The 15,863-nt window shown below is 69.1% G+C and carries 10 protein-coding genes; 6 read left to right on the forward strand and 4 right to left on the reverse strand.

Annotation, left to right across the window (positions count from 1 at the left end):
- Nucleotides 1-57: 57 nt before the first annotated feature.
- Nucleotides 58-4,035, reverse strand: coding sequence for a type VII secretion protein EccCa (gene eccCa / locus BLW75_RS35465; RefSeq protein WP_034320290.1), 3,978 nt, complete (start codon nt 4,033-4,035; stop codon nt 58-60).
- Nucleotides 4,036-4,166: 131 nt separating this feature from the next.
- Here eccCa and BLW75_RS35470 point away from each other — a divergent pair, with 131 nt between their 5' ends.
- Both BLW75_RS35470 and BLW75_RS35475 read left to right on the forward strand, forming a co-directional pair.
- Entirely contained in the window at nt 4,167-4,514 is a 348-nt protein-coding gene (locus tag BLW75_RS35470; RefSeq protein ID WP_034320293.1) for a hypothetical protein, read from the forward strand.
- Nucleotides 4,515-4,530: 16 nt separating this feature from the next.
- Entirely contained in the window at nt 4,531-4,833 is a 303-nt protein-coding gene (locus BLW75_RS35475) for a hypothetical protein (RefSeq protein WP_034320296.1), read from the forward strand.
- A gap of 60 nt (nt 4,834-4,893) precedes the next feature.
- On the opposite strand, the gene mycP is transcribed toward BLW75_RS35475, so the two are convergent.
- Nucleotides 4,894-6,180: a type VII secretion-associated serine protease mycosin gene (gene mycP / locus BLW75_RS35480; RefSeq protein WP_034320463.1), complete on the reverse strand. Its 1,287-nt coding sequence runs from the start codon at nt 6,178-6,180 to the stop codon at nt 4,894-4,896.
- Nucleotides 6,181-6,295: 115 nt separating this feature from the next.
- On the opposite strand from mycP, the gene BLW75_RS35485 reads away from it, so the two are divergent.
- The 4 genes from BLW75_RS35485 to BLW75_RS35500 are packed head-to-tail and all read left to right on the forward strand — an operon-like array spanning nt 6,296 to nt 13,826.
- The gene (locus tag BLW75_RS35485; RefSeq protein ID WP_338400008.1) at nt 6,296-6,670 is read left to right on the forward strand and encodes a YbaB/EbfC family nucleoid-associated protein; all 375 of its coding nucleotides are present in this window, start codon (nt 6,296-6,298) and stop codon (nt 6,668-6,670) included.
- 5 nt (nt 6,671-6,675) lie between these two features.
- Nucleotides 6,676-6,999 carry a hypothetical protein gene (locus BLW75_RS35490; RefSeq protein WP_143055413.1) on the forward strand — a complete coding sequence of 108 codons (324 nt, stop codon included), beginning with the start codon at nt 6,676-6,678 and terminating at the stop codon, nt 6,997-6,999.
- Between the two features lie 13 nt (nt 7,000-7,012).
- A complete protein-coding gene (locus BLW75_RS35495; protein ID WP_034320302.1) occupies nt 7,013-13,363 on the forward strand; it encodes a RelA/SpoT domain-containing protein in 6,351 nt (2,116 codons plus the stop codon).
- Nucleotides 13,356-13,826, forward strand: coding sequence for a hypothetical protein (locus BLW75_RS35500; RefSeq protein ID WP_091599085.1), 471 nt, complete (start codon nt 13,356-13,358; stop codon nt 13,824-13,826). Before BLW75_RS35495 ends, BLW75_RS35500 begins: the two co-directional genes overlap by 8 nt.
- 5 nt (nt 13,827-13,831) lie before the next feature.
- On the opposite strand, the gene BLW75_RS35505 is transcribed toward BLW75_RS35500, so the two are convergent.
- Entirely contained in the window at nt 13,832-15,088 is a 1,257-nt protein-coding gene (locus tag BLW75_RS35505) for a sensor histidine kinase (RefSeq protein WP_034320305.1), read from the reverse strand.
- Entirely contained in the window at nt 15,085-15,750 is a 666-nt protein-coding gene (locus BLW75_RS35510; RefSeq protein WP_198935814.1) for a response regulator transcription factor, read from the reverse strand. The genes BLW75_RS35505 and BLW75_RS35510 overlap by 4 nt, the downstream gene beginning before the upstream one ends.
- Nucleotides 15,751-15,863 lie beyond the last annotated feature (113 nt).

Here is a 15,863-nt window from a genome sequence, read left to right on the forward strand (position 1 = left end):
GAAAGCCAAACACCACCACGAGCTCCGGTGGGCCCTCCGGCAGCTTCCGGCCATACGTCAGGGATGCCGGGGCGGAAGCCACGCGATCTGGACCAGGCCCTTGTGCCCACGACGGTCGATCAGCCAGCCGCGGCCGGGCGGCAGTACCTGGGCGCGCATCCCGCCGAGCAGCGGACCTTCGTCGCGGTCGCCGGACATCATCAAGCCGGGGGTCCCGACTTCCCTCAGCCGGGTGAGGAAGGGTTCGAACAGCCCGCGGCCGGCGCCACCGGAACGACGGGCGAGCACGACGTGCAAGCCGATGTCCGAGCCTTGCGCGACCAGCGGCAGGAGGGGCATCAGCGGGTGGTTCTCGTGGGTGGCCACCATGTCGTAGTCGTCAACGAGAACGAAGATCTCCGGCCCACGCCACCAGTTCCTGGCCCGCAATTGCTCCGGTGTGACGTCCGGCCCCGGAAGCCGCTTGGAAAGCGAGGCGGCGACCTCGGTCATGAGCCCGGCACTGTGCGAGTCGTTGGTGCCGTAACCGAGAAGGTATTCGTCGCCGATCTCGCCAAGGAGCCCGCGCCGATGGTCCACCAGCACGATCCGGGCTTCCGAGGGCTGGTAGGTGGTCTCGATCCGGCGGGCCAGCGTCCGCAGGAAGGAGGTCTTTCCGCATTGGGTGTCGGCGAGCAGGAAGAAGTGCGGGTCCGCGGCGAAGTCGTGCCGCATCGGGGAGAGGTCGTGCTCGTGGATGCCGACCGCGAGCCCCGCCTCCGTCCCGGTGGTCTCGTCCTTCGCGGGGAGTTCCTCGTACGGGAACACACCGGGCAGTAGCCGCACCGAAGGCGCGGGAGCGCCTGGCCACGCGGCCTTGACCGCCTCGACGAGTTCGTTCACACCCCTGGACAGATCGTCCGTTTCCGTCACCCCGTCGATCCTGGGCAGGGCGACCAGCATCTGATGCCCGCTCATCGCGATTCCGCGGCCCGGAGCGTCGGGCGGGACGCTCATCGCCGCGCGCCGGTCGATGACGGAGTCGATGGGATCACCGATCTTCAGTTCCAGCCTGCTGGCGAACAGATCCCGGACGTTCATCCGCAGATCGAACGAACGCGAACAGGCCGCCACCACGTGCACGCCATAGGACAGACCGCGTGCGGCGATGTCGCCGACCGTCTCCTCCAGATCGGGGAAGTCGTTCCGCAGCGTCTGCCAGCCGTCGACCACCAGGAAGACGTCGCCGTGCTGCTGTTCGGCGAAGCGCCCTTCGGCTCGCAGCCTCCGGTAGGTGACGATGCCGTCGATCTGGTGCTCGGCGAACATCCGCTCGCGTTGTGCCAGCAGGGTCGCCACTTCGGCGACGGTCCGCCGCACGGCACCGGTGTCGAGCCTGCCGCAGACACCGGCGACATGCGGCAGCCCCGCGATCGAAGCCAGGGTGCCGCCGCCGAAGTCGAGGCAGTAGAACTGTGTCTCGCGGGGAGTGTGCGTGAGCGCCAGGCTGGTGATCAGCGTGCGCACAACGGTGCTCTTCCCGGTCTGCGGGGCGCCGATGACCAGGACATGCCCGGCGGCGCCGGAGAGATCCAGCACCAGCGGGTCGCGACGTTGTTCGAAGGGCCGGTCCACCGTGCCGAGCACCGGCCGGAGCGATCCCGCCATCGTGGTCGAGCCGGTGGTGAGACCTCGTTGCGGATGAGCGACCAGTTCGGGCAGCAAACCGTCCAAGGTCGGCGATTCCGCCAGTGGCGGCAACCAGACCTGATGCGCGGGCACGCCCCGGCCTGCCAACCGGTCGACCAGGATGTCCAGGAGGGTTTCGCCGACCGCGGCGTCGTTATCCGCCGCTTGGTCGTCCGTCTCCTCTTCTTCCGTGTCGATCTCGGCGCCGAGATAGCTCGTCGTGTATTCCTGCAGCACCAGTTGCTCCCCGGTGGAAGCGGTGACACCGCCGCCGGTGGCGCGCTGGTACACGCCGGAGACGTAGGCGGAACGGAATCGGTCCATCTGGTCGGTGCCGACCTTGAGGAATCCGTGCCCGGGTGCCCGCGGCAGCTTGAACGCGTCGGTGACGCCCAGCACCGCCCTGCTCTCCATCTCGGAGAAGGTCCGCAGCCCGATCCGGTACGAGAGGTGGGTTTCCAGACCTCGGAGCCGGCCCTCTTCGAGCCGTTGCGAGGCCAGCAGCAGATGAACGCCCAGCGAACGGCCGACTCGTCCGATCTGGACGAACATGTCGATGAAGTCCGGCTTGGCGGACAGAAGCTCCGAGAACTCGTCACAGATCACCAGAAGGGTCGGCACCTCGGGAAGCGGGGCTCCCGCGGCGCGCGCTTTCTCGTAGTCACGCAGCGAGGAGAAATTGCCCGCCGCGCGCAGCAGTTCCTGGCGGCGGATCAGCTCGCCGTTGATCGCGTCGGTCATCCGGTCGACGAGGTGCAGCTCGTCGGCGAGGTTGGTGATCACCGCGCTGGTGTGCGGGAGGGTGTCTAGGCGGGTGAAGGTCGCACCGCCCTTGAAGTCCACCAGCGCGAAATTCAGCGAACTGGGCGGATGTGTCACGGCGAGGGCGAGTACGAGGGTCCGCAGCAACTCGGACTTGCCGGAACCGGTGGCGCCGATCAGCAGCCCGTGCGGCCCCATCCCGTCCTGCGCGGACTCCTTGAGATCGATTTCGATCGGGACGCCGTCGGCCTGGATGCCCAGTTTCACCCGCAGCCGGTCCCGGTTCGGCCGCGGCTCCCAGGTGTCGGCGGGGTCGAATTCGTACGGGTCACCCAGATCCAGAAGCTCGGCGAGTCCCAGCTCGGTGCTCATCGGGGTGTCACCTCGCAGCCCGGCCGTCAACCGTAACGGGGCCAGCTGCCGGGCCAACCCCTCGGCCGCGACCACGCCAAGGAAATCGGCGCGCCCGAGCGGGGCTTCGCCGTCGCTGGTCTCACTGACCAGGTCACCGTCGGCGTCCACGTCGAGCACGACCGTGGTCCGGTCCAAGGCCCTCGGCGGCATGGTGGTCAGGTCCACGATGGACACTCCCTCGACTCCGCCGCCGGTCATCAGGTGATCGGAGCCGGCGATGGCGCCACCGTCGAGCACGACCACCAGATGCGGGCCGGGTACGCGGATGTCGGCCTCCGGATCGAACCGCGGTCGTTTGGAGAGTTCCTCCTCCAGCATCGATTCCAGCGCCTGGACCGACGGCGCCACCAGCCGTAGCGCGCCGAGCGCGTCGGTCCGCTCGGGATGCAACGCGTGCGGCAGCCACTTGACCCATTCCCAGTCCGGACGGCGGTCTTCGCTCACGCAGATGGCGATCCGTACGTCGTCGGGTGACTGGAGGGTGACCAGCTGGGCGATCACCGCGCGAAGCAGACCCAGCGTGGCGGCGCGATCGCCGCGCAGGTGGATCCGGCTGAAACCGTTGACCGCGATGGCGATCGGCAGCCTTCCGACGGTGGAATAGGTGGCGATGAACCGGCGCAGCGCGAGCGCGGACAGCGGTTCGAGTTCCTCCAGCGGTTTGGTGTCAGGGGCGACGAGCGTGGCGGCCGGGGCCTGCGGTCCGGTCCCGATCCGGGCGATGGCGAAGTCCTGGTCGTCCTTGCGCCGTTCCCACAGCCGGTAGCTCGCGGCCAGCGACCACAAGGACGCCGGATCCGGGTGCAGGTACTCCATCGTGCGGCGCTGCCCACGCACCGAACGGCGCAGCCGCAGGCGATGCTGGGCGAGGTGCCGCAGGTACTTGCGGCGGGCGTGGCCCATTTCCCGTTTGCTGGGGCCGCCGCCCTGCAGGAAGCTCATGGCGACCATGCCGAGCATGCCGACGCCCATCATCCCGAAGATGACGAACCGCATCGAGCCTGCCATGCTGCCGGAGTACATCAGCAGCATCGCGGCCATCATGGCCACCATCGGCAGCACCGTGAGCACCTGGGTCCATTGCCGCCCCGGCGGGGGCGGGATCTCCGGTGGAGCCTGCAGGAGCAGTTCACCGGCCGGCATCTCCGGCGCCGGTTTACGGGCCGGCCTCTTCACCACGACTGTCGCCATACTCGCCGATCGTTCGCGAACAACGGCTTCCGCCGGGGGCGATGGCAGGAACGTGCCGCACCGGTCGAATCCACCCGTTCCGGGGGTTAGCTGATCGATGTCAGCTACGCGACCAAGGAAACGGAGGGGTGATGGGCAACGGCGGACTGGTCGATTTCGAATTCGGAATCGTGCAGAACATGTTCAACCACACCGACAGCAGCCAGCAGGACCAGCTCAACGCGCACCAGACCCACCAGGGGCGGGACCAGGACCACATCGACTTGGGCCTCGCGGGCATCGTCAAGAACGCGGCACTGTCGGAGAACCAGGGGCGCTCCGAGATCTTCGGCCACGTGCACGCCTTCGCGCAGTCACTGGTCGAGAAGGGCAGCTCGGTGGTGAACGTCACCAGTGGTTTCCAAGGTGACGCGGCGCAGACGTTCGCCAAGCAGAACTTCGCGGGCGGCGGCGCCATCGACAGCGGTATCAACCCCTAGTCTGAAAGGACGGGCTATGAACGGCGGAGATCACTTCAAGATCGTCTACGAGGCCATGAACACGGCCGGCCGGGACATTCAGAACACCGCGGCGCAGATCGGGCAGGCCGCCGAAGACCAGGTCGCCAGGATGCGCAACACCATCGGCGCGGGCTGGGGCGGGAACAACGCCGAGGAAATGGGTCAGCAGTTCGCCCTGATGCAGAAGCGGACCGGCTACCACGTCGACGGCATGAACCAGAGCGGCCGCGACTACGACAGCGTCTCCCACATCGGCCAGACCTGTGAAAGCCGGGTAAGCAACATCGTCAACTCCTAGCGGCGACCGGTAGAACCGAAGCCCCGGCGCGGATCTCGCGCCGGGGCTTCGGTCTTCCGGTCATCTCCCGGAGATCAGGAAGATCTGTTCCGGCGGTTCGTCCACCTTCGGTTCGGCGGAGACGGGGGCCGCCAGGCCGGGCCGCCAGCCACGACGGCGACCACGCGGAAGCACCAGTGCCACGAGTGCGGCGAGTACGATCGCGCCGCATACCGCGGCGGTGAGCCATTTCGCCACGGTGCCGGTCTCTTCCCGCGCGGCGATCAGATCGAGTTGTGCCTGGTCCGGTGGCGCGGGGACGAACGCCGGCAAAGCGGCCGGGTTCGCCGTGTCCAGCCCATCGGTGACCGCCCGGTAGGGATCGACCAGGCCGGCGCCGAACGCCGGGCTGCCGAGGCCGCCGCGCGCCGGGTTCGCGGTCGCCATCAGACGGCGCGCCACCTCCGGGGCGGACAGCCGCGGCCAGGCCGATCTGACCAGGGCGGCGGTGCCGGAAACGAACGGCGCGGCATAGCTCGTGCCGTCGGCGTACGCGTGCCCGCCCGCTCGTGTCGGCGCCAGCACCTTGGCGCCAGGCGCGACGAGGTCCACGTACCGGCCGATCTGGGAGCCGGACATCCTCGCCCCGTCGATGTCGACGGCACCGACACCGAGCACCCCGTCGTAGGCGGCGGGAAAGGAGGGGATCTCGGAAGCCGTGTCGCGCTGCGTGTTGCCCGCGGCGGCGACCACGAGCGCGTCCCTGGCCACGGCGTGCGCGACCGCGTCCCGGATGACGGCGAAATCCTCGTGTCCGGCGAGGGACAGGTTGATCACCTTGGCGCCCTGGTCGGCGGCGTAGCGGATTCCGTTGGCGACCACCTGGGGATCGATCCGCAAGGACTCGCCCTGGCTGCCGATGTCACGGTCGCTGATCCGCACCGGCAGGATCTCCGCGTCCGGTGCGATCCCATGGAAACCGATACCGGTTGCCGGATCGGCGGCGATGATCCCCGCGACCCCGGTGCCGTGCGACACACAGTCGAACGCTCCCGGCAGCGAACCGGCGAGGTAGAAATCCCGGCCCGCGCGCACCTTGCCCGGCCTGGCCAACTGCGGATGGTCGGCGTCGACCCCGGAGTCGACCACCGCCACCAGCACTCCCGCCCCGCGGTTGTACGGCCAAACCCGTTGGGGAGCAAGAGATTGCTGAGCCCACGGCTGGACGGGAACCGCCGCTCGCGCGGGTTCCGGGTCCCGGCAGGCGCCGGGCGGCGGCGCCGCGTGCGCGGTCCCCGCGCCGGCGAAGGTCTGAACGGCCGTCGCGGCCACCACGGCGGCGACGGCGGACATCCGGAGTCGTCTCATTCCGCCATCGTCGATCCGGTCATGACCCGGGACGGAGCGGTGGCCGCAAGCGGCCATCGCGTCGTTCGCGCCCGTTTCGGACGCGAGACTGGCCATAAGCGATCTAGGAGGGGCCGTGGAAGCGCTGTTTCCGGGGGCGGACATGTACGCCGACTACGAACGGCTTGCCGAGGACGTCCGGACGATGCAGGAACGGATGGCCGGGATCCGCGCCACCGCCGATTCCGGCGACGGATTGATCAGTGTGACGGTCGGCGGCGCGGGAGAGCTGATCGAGCTCTGGCTGGACCCTCGTGTCTACCGGACCTTGGATTCGGCCGCGCTGGCCGAGAGCATCACCGAGACCATGCACCGGGCGGCGGCCGAGTCCCAGGAGAAGGGGCTGGCCATCGCCGCGGGCTTCCTGCCGGAGGGGGCGACTCCGGAGGGAACGGACCTGCGGTTCGGCCCGTTGCTGCACCGGCTCGACGAGCGCGCCGGCGGGCGGTGAGCGGCGTGGCGACGGACCGCAACGGTGATGGCCGGATCGACATCTACCTCGAGGAGACAAGGCGGGAACTGGACGCGCTGAGTGCCGCGGGGTCCGGCTTCCAGACCAAGTGGGCGCCCTTGCGCGGGACGATCGAAGAGCTCACGAAGCAACTGGGCGGCGGGAAGATGGGGGAGATGTTCCAGGACTGCAAGACCAATACCCCTCTCCTGCTCAAGAGCGCCGATTCCGTGGCGGTGAACTACGGGAACGTGGCGACCAACGGAAGAACCGGCGCGAACGTCTACGAGGACGGTCAGACCGAGGCGACCAGGGTCCTCGGAACCTGAGCGGGCGAAGGCGATGTCCTATCGGGCCGTGAATCTCCCGTTCTCGGGCGTCGGCGAGGCGGCCGCCGGTGTCGGCGGCACTCTGTGGGATTGGACCGTCAGCGCGTGGAACGCGGCGGGCGGCGTCATCGACGACATCTGGCCGCCCGACGATCCGGACACGGCCAAAGCGCTGGGTGACGCCTGGATCGCGGGGGCGGACGCCCTCGACTTGGCGGTGGGGGCCGCCGCCCGGGCGGGTGAGCGGATCAAGGAGACCTGGCCGGACGCCAACGGCTTCGACATGTACTTCCTCATCCGTGAGGTCAACAAGGGCCAGTACGGAGGCGGCAGCGAGGGCTACGAGGACCTCGCCGTCAGCATGCGCCGGATCGGGGAGTTCTGCCACCAGTACGGGGAGCAGGTCGCGCGGACGCGGAATCAGATCCGATCGGAACTGATCCACGCGGCGGTGGACTTCGCCCTGATGTTCGCCATTCCCGGCGGCCCGTGGTTGTTCGCGTCCAGGATGGCGCTCAGGCTGGCGAGCCTGGTCAAGATCGCGAGCCTGGGTGGCCGCCTCGGCAACTGGGCGGCCAAGGCCGGGAAGGTCGTGATGATCCCGATCAAGGAGGCGGGCGACGAGGTCGTCACGAACGGTATCGAGCAGGGTCTCAACATCTCCCAGGGGTATCAGGACGGCTTCAACGCCAAGGAAAGCTTCACCAACGCCGTCGCGGGCGCGGTCGGCGCACCGGTGAGCGCGGTGGTCGGAACGCCCGGAGCGTTGCTCGGCAAGGGGATCCGCAAGACCGACGCCGGCAAGAACGCGCTGGACAACCCGGTCGGCAAGCACGTTTCGACCGCTGTGAGCTCCTTCACCACGAACGCGATCTCCTCACCGATCTCCAGCTACGCGGCGGAGAACATGGTGAACGGGAACTGGGGCGCGCTGGACGACGTGTCCGGCTACCAGAAGTCGATCAAGGAGAACTGGCTCACGTCGGGAGCGATCGGTCCCATTCGAGGGAACGCCCACCTCGCCGGTGTGCAGGCGCACAACGCGGTCTTCGGTCAGGACGTGTCCACCGGACCGGGAGAAGTGGCGAAGTCCGGGAACCCGCCCGGTGGTCCGACTCCACCTTCGGCCATGGCCCCGGAAACCGCCGCGGTCGGTGCGGGACACGGTGCCTCCGCCGCGGGCGCGGGGGAAACCGGTTCACCGCAGTCGACCGGCGCGACCCAAGAGACCGGTGCGGCCCAAGAGACCGGTGCCGCTCATCCGGGTTCCTCGACTTCTTCCACCGGAGCGGCGGCGGGACCCGGCCGGGGCGCCGATGCCTTCGGCGGCGGTGAAAGCCGGGCGGCCACCGACACTTCCGCGAGCGATCGGAGCGCCAGTACGGCGGCGTCGAGCCAGTCGTCCTCGGCTTCCGCCGCGGAGCACACGTCCCGAAGCGGCCCGAATACCCCGGCGCAGCAGACATCGGTGTCGTCGACGACGCCTGGTTCGGCACAATCCGGTCCGGGGCAAGCGGCGCCCGAACAGGGTTCCTCTTCGACGTCGACTTCCGCCCAGGGGACGGCACAACCCGGTCATGCCCAGGTTTCGGCCGCCACCGCTCAACCGGGTCCGGCCCAGGGCGGATCGAGCCAGAGCACTTCCGCACCGGCCAACCCGGCGCAGCCGGGCCCTGCCAACGTTCCGGGTAGGACTCCGCACGCGAAACCGACGGAAGGTGAACCGAACCGGTCCGAGCCGGGGGCGGATCCCGGCCAGGACGGGGAGACCACGCCGTCGGAAGCCCCGTCCGAGCCCGCGCCCGACGTACCCGTACTGCCCGCCGAGATTCCCGATGAACAGGGGCCACCGGACGGCCCTGACGGTCCCGCCGAAGGTGATCCGGCGGAACCGGCGACTCCGGGGGAAGAGCCTGTCCTTCCCTCGGCACCGGTTTTCGTCCCGGCGTCGTCCCCGGGAGCTTCCGGTGAGAAAAACGGCCCGTTGCGGAACGAAAACGAGGAAACGCCACCGGACCATCCCGATGACCTGTCGCCCGAGGTGGAGGAGGTCTGGGACGCTCTGCCGCCGGACGTCCAGGAAGCCGTCCGCGAGGCGGGCCCGGCCGTCGCGGGCAGGAAACTGGAAGGCCTGCTCAAGAGTGTTCTCGCGCAACTGATTCCTCGCGACCGGACCAGCCGTCCGCTCGAAGAACAGCTCAAGGCCCTGTATGCCGAACAGATCCGGGCCATGCTGGCGAACCGGGCGGCCGGGATGTCGCGGGTGACACCACTGGAGGTGTTCACCGCCCGGGCCGGCGCCGCGATCCGCGAAGTGGCCGCGAAGAAACCGCGTCCGTACGGCCGGGCGGTGGCCGAAACCGAGCTGCGGAAGCTCGGTGGGCTCAGCGCCGAGCTGACGGAGGCCGCCGAAGCCGAAGGCAAGAACGCCGAATTGCCGCTGACGCTGGAAACCCATCTCCGCAAGATCCTCGATCATCTGGCCGTCAACGGGGTTCCGGGTCTCGACAAGATCGGCGAAAGCGTCCGCAAGCATCTGAAGCGTGCCCTCGGCATGCTGGCCGACGGTGACCCGGCGACCCGGGAACAGCTGAACGGTGACCAAGCGAATCTCACCGGCCTCGAGGGCGAGCTCCGGGTCGCTCTCGCCCTCACCGAGCTCACCCCGGACCAGCTCGCCGAATTGGGCTTGACCGGCCTGCGGGTCACCGGGCTCGGCATCAAGACCAGTGACACCGACATCGATGTCCACGGAGTGCTGGCGGACAGCGGTGTAGAGGTCCGGTTCGAGGTCAAGAACGTCGGGGCGAACAGCGAAACGTCGATCGTCAAACAGATCGAAAAGCACCGGCGCGACGCGGGCCCCGGCGCGCTGGTCATCGCCGTGTTCAGCAACGAACTGACCAGCGAGGTCGACGGCGCGATCGCCGCCGGTGCCGACGCCGTCCTCCAGTGGAACGGCCTGCGGTTCACCGTCGTCGCCCGGCGGGATCCGGACGGACCGTCCGCCGCGGCGTCCCCGAATCCGCCAGGTCCCCAGGGGTTGCCACCCGCCGCTTCAGGGAATCCGCTGCCCGATGAAACCCGTGCCGGGCAAGAGGATCCGGAGGCCATCCGCCGGGCGATGGAGGCGGAGACCGCCGGCGCGATCTCGCTCCGGCGGCGGTTCCTCATGGGCGTGCTCATCGCCGTCCGGCTCCTCGGCCTGCCCAACACGATCGACAGCGCGATGGAGACCAAACCGCCCAAGAGCGGCCCGGTGGAACTGATCCGCAAACGTCATGAAGAAGAGGCGGCCCCGGACGAGTCCGGTAAGCCGGGCCCGCCGCCGGACGATCCCGAGGGCCCACCGTGGCGAGGCCGAGCGCGGTTCACCCCGGGAACCGGCGAAGTGGACGTCGACATGTCGCCACCCGCGGGGCCGCCAGGCAACCCGCCCGGACCACCGCCGGGGCCGCCGGTACCACCCTCGTCGCACGCGGAACGGTTCTACCACCCGGACAATCCGGCCCGGCACGAGCACTCGTTGCCGCAGCACGGCTTCACGCGGAGCCGGTTGCTCCTCAGTCTCCGCAGCGAGACCGCGCTCCGCACGCTGATGGCCGAGGCGGGCTTGGCATGGAACGACCTCCGGCTGATCCTGCTCGAACAAGGTTTGCTGCCCGCCGATTCGCGGCCGGTCCGGGTCCGTGACGTCGCGAGGATCCTGGAAGCCCACTGGGTCCGCTCGCGAATCCGGTCCGCGTTGCAGGAGACCGCCGACCACGCCGCCCGCGAATTCGCGAAGCTCGCGGAAGGACTCGTTCCCGCCGAGTCCGAGCGGGCCCGCAAGATCGTCGAACACATCGGGAACGGCACGATGACCCCCGCGCTGAGGGGGATCTTCATCCAGCAGATCTTCGCCGAGGAGGTCATCGCCAGGGAACGGGAGATCCTCGGCGACCACTTCGGACGGTTCCGGCTGCGCACCTCGCCGTCGTATTCCCTCGACGGACAGGGCCGCGCACCGGGTGGGCCGTCGCACTACTCCGGGTGGGTGGTCCCGAACCTCACGCTCGATTTCGTCGTGGACGGGCGGCCGGTGGTCGTGCACGACTACGACCTCAGCACCGGGAGCCGCGCCCCCGGCCGGGACCGGGTCCATCGCGGCAACACTTTCACCCGCGGTCTCTTCGAGACGGAGACACTGCGTCCGGGGGATCCGGCCGCGCCGCCGGGAGCCCGCCCGAGTCCGTTGCCGGGGCCTCCGGGTGAGATTCCCGCGAGCCCGAACGAACCCGGCGCGATCGAGCGGGCGATGGAAGCGGCCAACGCCCCCGTGCTGTCCTCGGGGCGCCGGATCCTCATGGGGATCCTCCTCGCCGTGCGGCTCCTCGGGGTTCCCAACACGATCGACAGCGCCCTCGAGCTGAAACCGCCCAAGAGCGGGCCCTCCGACGTGATCCGGCCGCGGAACACCGACGAACAGGGTCCCCGCCGTCGTCGTCCGCAAGGCCTGCCACCGCGTGATCCGAACGGCCGGTTCACGACCGCCCGGATCGATCCGGATACCGGGGAGATCACCTTCGGCGAGTCACCCGGCCCCGCCACGATGGGCGCGTCACGGCACGACGAAGTCGGCGGCTCGCGATGGATCGAAGCCCGGCGGAAGGTGGCCCCTGGGCCATGGGACGGAGCCGTGGTCACCGGCGAGGGTGTTCTCTACGCGCCTGGCGGGATGTCGATCGGTGACGACATGACCACCCGTAACGCCCATATGCGGGTGATGATCGCCCAGCGCCCGGATGGCGCGCGAGCCTACGTGGTCACTTTGCACGGAAGCGGGAACGGTCACCCGATCCCCGGCCTCAGCTTGACCGTGGACAGCCGCCTGACCCAAGAGCAGATGCGGGCCATCGAAGAGATCTTCATGCTCAGCCCCGAGCAGGTGGCCGAGGCGACGCTGGCCAGTCCGTACTACACACCTGGGCGTCCGGTCCAGTTGAACTCCTGCCATTCCGGATCGTCCGGCTGGGCGCAGCGGTACGCCGACGCGCTGGGTGCCGAGGTGATCGCGCCGCTGGCCAGGCTGGACGTGATGCCGGACGGATCGCTTCGGGTGCACGGATTCCCCAGAGGCAAGGGCTGGGCCAGGTTCACGCCCGGTGCGTCGGCGCCGGTCGAGGTTCCGGCACCGGGCAACCTGCCGCCGGCGGAGCCCGGGCCGGAGAGCGCGGGTACGCCCAGTTCCCTGGACGCGGTGATCAACCCCGGCCGGGACGAAACGGCGGAGTTCCTCGGTCGCGCCGACGTCCAAGACGCGCTGCGGCGGGGAAACGAGATCAGCGGGCGGGATCCGGATTCGCGGATCAAGGTCGACGGTGTCCCATTCCATATCGGCGACGCGATCGCCAAGCTGCTGCCGCGGCATCCGGAGTTCGTCGAAACGCTTCTCCAGACACCGTTCCTGCTGAACTCCCTGCTGGCCAGGCCACAGACGCTGGGAAACGTGCTCCAATATCCCGAGGCGGTCGAGATCGTCCTGGAATCGCTGGCCGAACTGGAAACCAGGGGCGCGGAGGACATTCTCCGCGAACACCGGGAGACACCGCGGCCAGGTCCGATCGAACTGACCGACTTCCAGCGCCAGGCCGTCGAGGACGCGGTGTCCGGGATTCCCGAGCAGGACCGGCGGGTACAGCCTGGCCAGTTCGGCTACGCCCCACCCGCCGGTTCGACGCCGGAGCAGCTTCGGGCCTATCAGAACGAGTTCCTGTCCGGGCTGGAGGCATCGTGGCGCTCGAACCAGGACGAGCTGAACGAACTGGCGGACTGGCTGGCGGCGGAGGCGGGCGGGATCGCCAAGTACCGGGACAAGGTCAAGAGCCGGGTGCGCGCGTTGGACAAACTGGCGAAGGACGACGGCACGGGCTCCGTGCTGACCGACGTGGTCGGTGCCCTCGTGCGGTTCGACACCGTCGCCGACGTCTACCGGGCGCTGGCGATCCTGCACGCCCGGCTGGCCTCGGAGGGGTCGCCGATCAGCATCGTGTACCTCGAAGACCGCTTCGCCGGACCACAGAAGAGCGGCTACCGGGACATCCAGATGTCCGTTCGCCTGTCGAGCGGGCATATCGCCGAATTCAGGCTGCATCTGAAGTCCATCGACGAGGTGGCACGCTACGAACACAGCCTCTACGAGGTGCGGCGGGACTTCGCGGCCGTGAGCAGGGAACAGGACCGCGCGGTGACTCTGGAGGAGACGGCGATCGAAGCACTGATACTCAGGCGTGAACGGGAACTGTTCCAGGAGGCGACGAACCGGGGCATGACCGCGGACGACGAAGACGGCCGCGAAGACGACGAAGGGAAAGACCGTGAGTGAGAACCCGCTGGCGGACGAACTGCCGATGTTCTTCCGCTACCACGGCTTGACCTACCGGGTCGACGGAACTCCGGAGGGTGGCCTGACCGGTCATCTTCTCAACCTGAGGACCGGACGGATCGACGAGGACGCCTCGCACGTCCACGAGGTGCTGTTCGCCATGGGAGAGGACGTCACAGTGCTGGACGAGGCCGGCTACGTCGAACTCACCGAGATCAAGCGTTCACGGGCACTTCGCGGCGACGGGCCGATCTTCGCGCTCTACGACGCCATCCAGGCCGTCTACGACAAGGCGAGGGAGGAGTCGCGGCGCCTCGAACCGGAGGAGCACGCCCTCCTCCGCTCGATGTGGACGCGGACCTTCGCCCTGTGGGCGCAGGAGTTCGCGCGTCGCGACGCGGGAGAACCGCCCTCATTCGAGTTCCGGTCGCTGCTGGGAGGTACCGCCGTCGAGCCGGGTTAGCGCGGTCAGTTCGGGCTGACCGGGAACCGCAGTTCGAAGATCGCGCCGCCCTCGTCCGCGTTGTACACCGCGAGCGTGCCGCCGTGCGCCTGCGCGACCCACCGCACGATCGACAGCCCGAGCCCGGAGGATCCGCCGGTGCTGGCGAACCGGTCGAAGGCGTCGCCCGCCAGCGTCGTGTCGATACCCGGGCCGTGGTCCGCGACGGTCACGGTGCCGCCGGCGACGGTCAGGTGCACGAACGCCTTCGAGCCGGGGTGGCGGCCGTAGCGCATGGCGTTGTCGAGGAGGTTGCCGATCGCCCGTTGCAGCAGCGCGGGATCGGCGTTGACCTTGGTGGGCGCGGCGGTGACGGTGACTTCGGCGCCGTCGGTCGCGGTGTCCTCGACGATGCCCACCACCAGCTGATCGAGCCAGATCGGCTGGATGCTCAGCTGTTCCACGCCGGCGGCGAGCCGGGCGCGGACGAGGAGGTCGTCGATGATCCCGCCCATCCTCGCGGCGAGGCGGACGGTGCGCGGCAGGAGTTCCGCCGACTGCGCGGGATTGGCCATCGCGGTTTCGGCGAGCGCGCGCAGGGCGGCGACCGGGGTGCGGAGGTCGTGCGCGGTTTCGGCGAGCAGGACCTCTTGCTGCTGCAGGGCCGCGGCCGCGGGGCGGATCGAGCGCCCGGACAGCAGGTGGCCCGCGAAGCCCAGGATCGCGACCAGCAGCACGGTGCCGCCGATCACCAGCAGCGTGAACGTGGTGTGCGCGGAATCCTCGGCCTCGGTGGACTGCACCGCGACGACGGCCGCGAAGGTCTTGCCGTCACCGTCTCGCAGCGGTTCGGCACGGACCTTGACCATGTCGCCGTTCGACGCCTTTTGATGCCCCTGCACCAGCTTGCCGGTCTTCACCGCCTCGGTGGCGAGCCCGTTCAGCAGGTGCATGCTCATCGGGACGCAGTTCGCCCGCGAAAAGTGCGGCTGGAACGCGGGCGCCCCACCGGGCAGGATCGCGAACTGGGGGCAGCGGTCGTCCAGCACGTCGGTGTTGACCAGCCCGAAGCCGACGGTGCCGTCGTCGTAGGCGACCAGCCTGCTGACCGACGACGTGACCTGGGTCAGCGCGGCGTCGATCCGTTCCTCGCCCTGGTCACCGTCCTCGCTGATGAGCAGCCACGCGAAGACGACCAGCCCGAGGGTGTTCATCACGGTGAACAACGCGGTCAGCGTCCAGCGCAGCCTGCGCAGCCGATCGGCCGAGGAGTGGGTGTTCACCGCGTGCCCAGCCGGTAGCCGAGGCCTCGGACGGCGTGGATCAGTTCGGGTTCCTTCAGCTTGCGGCGCAACCGCTTCACCACCACATCGACCACATTGGACATCGGATCGGCCTGCGCGTCCCAGCAGTGCTCGATCAGGTCGGCCCGCTGCACCGGCAAGCCCGCCCTGGTCAGGAGGTATTCGAGCACCGCGTACTCCTTGTTGGTCAAGGTGAGCAGCACGCCCGCCCGGCGCACCTCGCGCCGCGCGCAGTCCATCACCAGGTCTTCGTGGTGCAGCACCGAGGGCCGGTCGAAGGCCGATCGGTGACACAGGTTGGCCACCCGCTCGGTCAGCTCGGCCATCACGAAGGGCTTCACGAGGTAGTCGTCGCCGCCGTGCTCGAACCCGGCCACCCGGTCGGCGAGCGCGTCGCGGGCGGTGAGGAACAGCACCGGCGCCCGCCAGCCCAGCTGCCGTCGCATGTGGACGTACTCGATGGCGTCGCCGTCCGGCAGCATCCGGTCCAGCACCACGCAGTCGTGGTGGGTCCCGCGCAGCAGCCGGTCCGCGGTGGCGATGTCACCCGCCTCGTCGACGACGTAGCCGGCCGCGCGGAGCTGCGTGACCAGCGCGAGCCGCAGATTCTCGTCGTCTTCGACGACCATCACCCGTGTCATCAAAACCTCATGTTCGGACAGCGAAAGTAGACGCGTGCAGTTCCCGGTGCCCCTGAACGCTAACGCGTCGGGTGCCCGCGGCCGCCCCGGTGGCGGGGAACTGGCATGAACAG

This window comes from Amycolatopsis lurida, from assembly GCF_900105055.1.
GTDB lineage: Bacteria > Actinomycetota > Actinomycetes > Mycobacteriales > Pseudonocardiaceae > Amycolatopsis > Amycolatopsis lurida.

What these genes read in the sequence shown, in the direction of transcription:
- eccCa (WP_034320290.1), bottom strand. Translation starts at nt 4,035, where the DNA reads ATGGCGACAGTCGTGGTGAAGAGGCCGGCCCGTAAACCGGCGCCGGAG.
- BLW75_RS35470 (WP_034320293.1), top strand. Translation starts at nt 4,167, where the DNA reads ATGGGCAACGGCGGACTGGTCGATTTCGAATTCGGAATCGTGCAGAAC.
- BLW75_RS35475 (WP_034320296.1), top strand. Translation starts at nt 4,531, where the DNA reads ATGAACGGCGGAGATCACTTCAAGATCGTCTACGAGGCCATGAACACG.
- mycP (WP_034320463.1), bottom strand. Translation starts at nt 6,180, where the DNA reads ATGAGACGACTCCGGATGTCCGCCGTCGCCGCCGTGGTGGCCGCGACG.
- BLW75_RS35495 (WP_034320302.1), top strand. Translation starts at nt 7,013, where the DNA reads ATGTCCTATCGGGCCGTGAATCTCCCGTTCTCGGGCGTCGGCGAGGCG.
- BLW75_RS35510 (WP_198935814.1), bottom strand. Translation starts at nt 15,750, where the DNA reads ATGACACGGGTGATGGTCGTCGAAGACGACGAGAATCTGCGGCTCGCG.